This is a genomic window from Chloroflexota bacterium (assembly GCA_016235055.1).
Taxonomy (GTDB): domain Bacteria; phylum Chloroflexota; class Anaerolineae; order JACRMK01; family JACRMK01; genus JACRMK01.
Genome location: JACRMK010000096.1, coordinates 22,729 through 30,038 on the forward strand (window position 1 = coordinate 22,729; position 7,310 = coordinate 30,038).

Below are 7,310 nucleotides of genomic sequence, written 5' to 3' on the forward strand. Positions count from 1 at the left end.
CCGACCCGCAGGTCGGCCCGTGCGCATGATCGCGCGTTTCAGGACTGGCCGCGTTGCGCGCGGCGCTGCTGAATCCAGGTGACGACGAATCCGCCGAACGCAAGCACGCTCAACAGATTGAACGCGTTGAACGCGGCGGGTTGCGCGTTCTGCTCAAGCGTCGTCAAGCGCGCTTCCAGCGATGCGTTCAGTGCCTTCAATGCTTGATTCTCGTGAACCAATCCTTGAATCGCAGCCAGTGCCACGCCCTGCGCATCCACGCTGCTGATCGTCGTGTCGTTCTCGCCAACCTGGAAGGCTGCGTAGAAATCCTGCGCCATCGGCCCGATGTGGCGCACGACCGCATCCTGGGTTTTGTAGTTCCAAGTTTGAATTGGCATGACAGCCAGTTTGGCCAGTACCGCCCGCGCGTCCACGGCGTCGAAATTGGCTTTCGCGTTGCGATCGCTGAGCACGGACCACGAGCCGGAACCAGGCGCCAGTGCCGCACCGACCGTCGCCGCGGCATTCGTATAGAGCGTGATGCCGCCTGACGCGCGCACAAGGAATTGGTTGGGCGCGCTGGAGGCGATGTCGGCATCGGTCGAATCGCCCCAGACGAACGTGCCGTTGTGGTTGGCTTTGGCGCGGGTTCCGGCCGCAAGACTGTAGTCGCCCAGCGCCGTGTTGAGGAGACCGCCGGGGATGGTAGCGTAGATGCCGCTGGCGGTGTTGAGGAAGCCGCCGCCGATTGTAGCGAAAGAGTTGGTGGCGTTGTTGCTCTGTCCCCCGCCAACGGTGGCGATATAGCCGCCAGCGACGTTGCTCTGTCCTCCGCTAACGGTGGCGGCTTGGTTACTGGCGGCGTTGTTGATGCCGCCGCCGACCGTGCCTGAATCGCCACTGGCGGTGTTGCCGCCGCCGCCGCCGACGCTGGCGGAATTGCCAGCGGCGGTGTTGTTGTGGCCCCCACCAATGGCGGCGGTAGAACCGCCGGCCGTGTTGCTGTCACCCCCGCCGACGGTTGCGCCGCCGCTGGCGGTGTTGTACTGGCCCCCACCGACGGTGGCGACATAGCCGCTGGCATTATTATTGTTGCCCCCACCGACGGTGGCGTCAAGGCCGCTGGCGGTGTTTTTCTGTCCCCCGCTGACGGTGGCGGCATAAGCGCTAACGGTGTTGCTGATACCACCGCCGACGGTCGCGTCCTCGCCGCTGGCGATGTTGCCTTTCCCGCCGCCGACGGTCGCGAAGAGGTAGCTGGCGGTGTTGCTGTAGCCCCCGCTGACAGTGGCGAAGTTGCCGCTGACGGTGTTGTGGAAGCCCCCGCCGACCGTGGCCTCCCAACTGCTGGCGGCGTTGGCGGAGCCCCCGCCGACCGTAGCGTAGCTGCCGCTGGCGGTGTTGCCGGAGCCCCCCCCAACGGTGGTGCTCCAGTTGCTGGCTGTGTTGTTGTTGCCCCCGCCGACTGTGGCGACGATGCCGCTGGCGGTGTTACTGTCACCCCCGGCGACGGTGGCAGCGACCTCGCTGGTGGTGTTGCCGTAGCCCCCGCCGACGGCGCCGTAATTGGCCTGCACGCGGTTCTCGTAGCCGCTGAATCCGCCGCCCCCGATCACGCCACCGCGTACCGTAGACGTGATGACATTGCCACTGTAGCCGCCGATCAGGCTCGGGCTGGTCGCGTTGGGTTGTGTGTAGAGACCCGGCAACGCGAAGGCATACGGCACAGCCGTCAACGGCTGGCGCGGCGTCAACGGCGCGAAGCCACCGCCGCAGTTGACTTGCATATCCAACCAGCGCCCGTTCCCGTCGAACACGTTGTCGCCGAAGTTGAGCCCGACGGTGAACAGGCCGTTGCTGATCGGTACCGTGGGCGTGAGCGCGCTGCCGATCAGATTGCCTGCCGAAGGATCATCGTACATGCGAAAGGCGATCTGGCACGCCGGGTTGCTGACGGGCGTGCCGTTCTGCCTGAGTTGCCCCTGATAGCTGAACGTGGTGGTGAGCGGCGCGGCCGCACTGAACGCATGCACGTCGGCCGGTCGGTCCGGTCCCGCCAGCGCGGACGACGGGATTTGCCCGCGCGCGCCGGCACTGCCGGCAGTAGTGAACAACACTCCCACCACGGCTAACCCGACCAAGCCAGCGAACAAACCGAGGACAGAGTAGCGTTTCATGGGCATGGCCTCCTTCAGGCATGGGACGTGCAGAGGGTTGAGCGTGGCGCTTCGAAAAAGCACAAACGCGCCATCAGCCGCCAGCGCTATGCTGGCGCTCTGAATAGCGCGTGAAATATCATGCCGTCTCCCTTTATCGTAACGGAAGGACTGGCCTGTGTTGACGAACCGGTGCGAGTATTACGTGGGGCGTATCATAGCCAACTCGCCGGGCCGTGTCAATAGCGCCGCATGAGAAATTGCGTTCGCGCGCCGGTTCGCTTACAATCTCGGCTGTTCAGGACGCCGAGCCATGCCACGTGTTTTCTACTCTGCCTTCGATCTGGTTCCCAGCCCCAAGGGCGCCAGCACCCACATCACCTACTTCGTGCGCGGGTTGGTCGCCGCCGGGTACGGCGTGCACCTGCTCACCGCCGGCGACGGCAGCCTGCCTGCGGAAGATACCTACGAGGGCGCAACCGTCGCGCGCGTGCCGCCGCCGGCCAGCGACGCCAACTTCCTGGCGCACGCCATCGCGTTCGGGCAGTTCGCCCTGGCGCACGTCGAGAGCGCGCCGCCGTATGATGTGGTTCACTACCGTTCGCTGTGGAGCGGCTTCCCGCTGACGCGGGCGCGCCCCCAACACGGCTACCGGACACTGTTCGAGGTCAACGGTCTGCCAAGCGTCGAGCTCAAGTACCACTACCCCGGCCTGCGCGACAGCCCGCTGTTGACCAAGATTCGCGAGCAGGAGTTGGCCACACTGGCAACGTCCGATGCCGTCATCTGCCCGTCCGACGTGACGCGCGCGTACCTGACGAGCCTGGGCGTGCCGCGCGCGCGCATCACCGTCATCCCGAACGGCGTCAGCGCGCGCGACTTCCTCCCGACGCCGCTGCCCGACGACGACGGCCACGTGCCGGTTATCCTCTATGTGGGCACGCTGGCCGACTGGCAGGGGCTGGAACTGCTGATCAACGCGATGCCGAAGGTGCTGGAGCGCCACCCGGCGCGCCTGCGCATCGTGGGGCGCGGGCGCGGCCGCCAGCGCAAGGCGCTGGCCAAACAGGTGCGCAAGCTGGGGCTGGAGCCACACATCAGCATTGAGCCGGCCGTGCCGCACCATGCCGTCCCCGCGCTGATCGCCGCATCGGACATCTGCGTGGCGCCGCTGGCGCTGAACGACCGCAACGTGACGCAGGGCTGCTGCCCGCTCAAGGTGATCGAGTATATGGCGTCGGGGCGGCCGTTGGTCGCGGCCAACCTGCCGGTCGTGCGCGAGCTGGCGCGCGAGGACATCGACGCGCTCTTCTTCGCGCCCGATGACCCGGACGATCTGGCGCGGCAACTGGTGCGCGCCGCCAGCGATCGGGTGCTGGCCCAGCAGATGGCAACCCACGCCGCCGAACGCGCACATACACGACTGACCTGGCACGAAGCGCAGAAGAAGCTATTGCGGGTGTATGAACGACTAGCGACTAGCAGCTAGTGACTAGTCGCTAGTCGTTTGTAGATGCGGAGATTGGCTTCTAACTCATTCGCGGGTGCATAGCGCTGCAGGATTGTCGCGCGCGCGGCGAAGCCGAGGCGGGCGCGCTCGGCGTCCGAGTCGAGCAGGGCATCGATGGCAGCCGCCAGCGCGTCCACGTCGCCGGGCGGCACCAGCCGGCCGTTCTCGCCGTCGCTGAGCGCATCGGGGATGCCGCCGACCCGCGCTCCAACGACCGCGCAGCCGCACGCCATGCCTTCGAGCAGCGCGTTCGGCAGGCCGTCGTGCAGGGATGGCAAGGCCAGCACGTCGAGCAGATTGTAGTAGGCAGGCAGCGCGTCCGGCGTCATGTACGGCACGACGCGCGCAACCAGCGCCGGGTTCTGCTTCTGAAACACCTTGAGCACGTCGCGGTCGTCGCCATCGCGGGCGCCGCCGACCAGCAGCAGCGCGGCCGGACGTCTGGCCGCTACCGCGCGGAACGCCAGCAACAGATGCGTCAGCCCTTTCTTCGCGCGCGCCTCGCCGACGAAGCCGACGACCGGCAGGCCGGCCACGCCGAGCGAAGCAGCCAGCGCGTCGTCGCGCGGCGCGGGCGTGAACTGCGCGGCGTCCACACCGTTGGGAATGAGCGTGACCGTGAGACCAGGCGCCAGCGCCTCGGCCTTGCGCGCCAGCTCAGCGGCGTTCGTCGTGACGGCGCTCGCGTGGTTCAGGGCATATAATAGATGCGCCGCGCGCGACGGATCGAACGCGGCACGGTCGACATCATTGCCGCGTGCGCTGACGACCGACGGCACGCCGAGGTAGCGCCCGGCGAAGGCGGCCACATAGCCGGCCGTCGCGACGAAGTAGGCGTGCAGGAGATCGAAAGGGTCGGCGCGATGCGCCGCCACGACGGCATCAAACCAGTTCGATAGGATTTCATCGGTTCGCTTGCGCGGCGCGATTCGGTGTATGATTACACCGTCGGCGGCGGTGGCAGCAGGCGGCTGCGCGCCGGGCGCGAAGACCTGCACGCGGTGCCCGGCGGCCGCGAGCAGGTGTGCGAGCCGGGCCGCCGAGACGGCCAGGCCACCAGGATCCGGCGGGAATTTGTCGCTGAGTAGTGCAATGTGCATGGTGGGAGATTGGCGCGCGCTGCGCGCTTTCGGGAGAGGCAAATGCCTGACCAGTGCGAAATGATCGTTGGGTTTCTGGTGCCGCACCGCTGCGACAATGCAGCGCTGGGCAAGTGCGGGCAGTGCGGTCGCACCTATTGTGACGAACACATATCAGTGACGGCGCAGGGCTTGCGCTGCCTCGCCTGCCAGCAGGGCTTGCAGCAGCCGGTCGCGCTGCCGATCACGGCACAGACGTACGACCAGACCGACCTGATGGTGTTTGCGGCCGCCAGCGCCTGGAATGACGACGACGATAGCAGTGGCGACTCGTTTACCGATCTGAGCTAGCGACTATGACTGCCGGGCGCGCGCTGGCGCCCCCTTCCCCGTTGACCAGCGCCAGGTAGCTGCGGTTTTCGTCCAGAAAATCGTCGCAGCGCCGGCACATCGCCAGTTGCGGCGGGTGCATCAGTTGGCGCACGACCCGGTAGCCGAACCCTTCCCAGACTTCCGCGAACGATTGCGTCTTCAGATCGCCGAGCGGCTCGATCTGCTCGCGCGTCATGCAGCAGACGTATACCAGGCCGTTGTAGTCCACCAGGCTGTGCGTCCACGGCGCAAAGCACGGGTGTCGGTCGTAGTAGCCGAGCGCGTACTGCCCCTGCTTCGCCAGCTTGATCTCGCGCACGGCGCGCCCGAACGGGTACGCCTGCGCCTCGTCGTGCATGACGCCGAGCTCCAGCGCGCGGGCGGCGATGGCCGGCGCGATGCGCGCGTTGTAGTCTACGATGGCGCGGCGGCTCAGCGAGAGCGCGGGTCCGCAGTGGTCGTCCACGCCAATCAGGTTCAATTCGTCGGCGCCGAGTTGGTGTGCCAGATCGGGCATCTCCGCGAGGGTTGCGTAGTTGAGCGCACTGACGACCGTGTTAATGCGCAGGGTCAACTTGCCTTTGCGGCCGGCGCGCTTGAAGTGCCCGACCGCGCGCGTCGTTTTCTTCCACGCGCCGTCCACGCCCCGCACCGCATCGTGCACCTTGCGCACCGGCGAGTCTACCGAGACGTTGACGCCGCGCAAGCCCGACTCGACCAGCCGTTTCGCGCGCTCCTTGTCCACCAGCGTGCCGTTGGTCGTCATGTTGACGCGGATGCCGAGTGTGGTCGCCTGCTCGATCAACTCGGGCACATGCGAGCGCAGCAATGGTTCGCCGCCGGTGAGGTGAATCTTGCGGCAGCCGAGCGCGGCCAGTTCGTCGATCAGCCACGACAGCCGCTCGCGCGACAGCGGCTCCTCGCGCGTGGTGCGCCAGTGATTGCACATCTCACAGCGCAGGTTGCAGCCGGAGATCAGCTTGAGCTTGACATAGAGCGGCTTGTACGTCTGGCGCGCCCGCACGGCGGCGCGGAAGGCCGCGGCGTCGGCGGCAACCTCCTCAAGCGCGTGCATCGTCGCCTCCGGCGGGCGTCGCCAACAGTTCGCGCAGGTACGGCAGTTGCTCGGTGATGGCGCGCTCGCCCGCCTCGATGATCTGCGGCGACTTGTCCACATCGAACAGGCCGATGTGCTGGCCGAACTCCGGCAGGATCAGCAGTATCTCGCTGTGGTGCGCCATGCTGTGAAACGCGAAGTTGGCCTTGAGCAGGTTGTTGGCCATCACCGCGCTGGTCTGGAACGCGAAGCGCAGCATCGAACTGATATGCGTCAGGTATGGGCTCTCGAAGCCCATGGCGATGATGATATCGGCGTCCTCGCGCACCGCGACGCCGACCGGCAGTGGGTCGGACAGGTAGCCGTCGACGAGCACGTGCCCGCCAACCGTGTGCGGCTTGAAGACGTACGGCATCGCCAGGCTGCCGCGCACCGCATCGTACAGGCGACCGGAATCGAGCACGACCTGCTGGCCGTTCATGAAGTCGGTCGCGGTGATGAACAGCGGAATCTTCGCGTCGGCGAACGTGCGCTCGCCGAACACCTCGGTCATCAGCGCATTCATGCGCCGGTCGTCCACCAGGCCGAAGCGCTCGCTGAAGCCGAAGAGCTGCGGCAGGACGACGCTGGCGAGGGCGCGCAGGCTGTGTTTGGCCGTCAGGTCGCGCGTCCAGAGCCGGCGCGTCATGTCGTCCAGCGTCTGCGCATCCACGCCGAGCGCCATCAGGGCCGCGTAGATGCTGCCGCCGCTGCACCCCACGAGCATATCAATCGGTATGCCCTCGCGCTGAAGGACGCGCTGCAGGCCGATCGCCGCCGCGCACTTGATGCTGCCGGAGCCGATGACGAGCGCAATGCGCCGCCGGTTGTCGTTGCTCATGCGTGCAAACCCCTATCCCTGGAAACGCGGTAGGGGCCGACCTGCGTGTCGGCCCACCGTACCTGCGTGTCGGCCCACCGCGCGCCAAACGGGCGCACACGCCGGTGCGCCCCTACTGGGTGTGACCCCCATCACTGGTATGCGCAAGACGTAGGGGCAGACCTGCGTGTCGGCCCTTTGCGCGTCACGCAGGCGCACACGCCGGTGCGCCCCTACCGGGTATGACCCCCATCACTGGTATGCGCAAGACGTAGGGGCAGACCTGCGTGTCTGC

At 66.9% G+C, this 7,310-nt stretch carries 6 protein-coding genes; 2 read left to right on the forward strand and 4 right to left on the reverse strand.

The features are described 5' to 3' along the window. Positions 1-38: 38 nt before the first annotated feature. Positions 39-2,159 carry a tail fiber domain-containing protein gene (locus HZB53_22090; GenBank protein ID MBI5880351.1) on the reverse strand — a complete coding sequence of 707 codons (2,121 nt, stop codon included), beginning with the start codon at positions 2,157-2,159 and terminating at the stop codon, positions 39-41. 292 nt (positions 2,160-2,451) lie between these two features. Between HZB53_22090 and HZB53_22095 the strand changes: the two genes are divergently transcribed. Further along, positions 2,452-3,627: a glycosyltransferase family 4 protein gene (locus HZB53_22095; protein MBI5880352.1), complete on the forward strand. Its 1,176-nt coding sequence runs from the start codon at positions 2,452-2,454 to the stop codon at positions 3,625-3,627. Here the strand turns inward: HZB53_22095 and HZB53_22100 are convergent. After that, positions 3,624-4,748, reverse strand: a complete 1,125-nt coding sequence (locus tag HZB53_22100) for a glycosyltransferase (GenBank protein MBI5880353.1) — start codon at positions 4,746-4,748, stop codon at positions 3,624-3,626. The genes HZB53_22095 and HZB53_22100 overlap by 4 nt on opposite strands. 42 nt (positions 4,749-4,790) lie before the next feature. Between HZB53_22100 and HZB53_22105 the strand changes: the two genes are divergently transcribed. Further along, positions 4,791-5,078 (forward strand): hypothetical protein, encoded by a 288-nt coding sequence (locus tag HZB53_22105; protein ID MBI5880354.1) that lies wholly within the window; start codon positions 4,791-4,793, stop codon positions 5,076-5,078. Here the strand turns inward: HZB53_22105 and HZB53_22110 are convergent. Together HZB53_22110 and HZB53_22115 are read right to left on the reverse strand one after the other, a co-directional pair. Further along, positions 5,062-6,174 carry a radical SAM protein gene (locus tag HZB53_22110; protein ID MBI5880355.1) on the reverse strand — a complete coding sequence of 371 codons (1,113 nt, stop codon included), beginning with the start codon at positions 6,172-6,174 and terminating at the stop codon, positions 5,062-5,064. The two genes, HZB53_22105 and HZB53_22110, sit on opposite strands and share 17 nt — an antisense overlap. Beyond that, positions 6,161-7,036, reverse strand: coding sequence for a patatin-like phospholipase family protein (locus tag HZB53_22115; protein MBI5880356.1), 876 nt, complete (start codon positions 7,034-7,036; stop codon positions 6,161-6,163). Before HZB53_22115 ends, HZB53_22110 begins: the two co-directional genes overlap by 14 nt. Between the last annotated feature and the right edge of the window lie 274 nt (positions 7,037-7,310).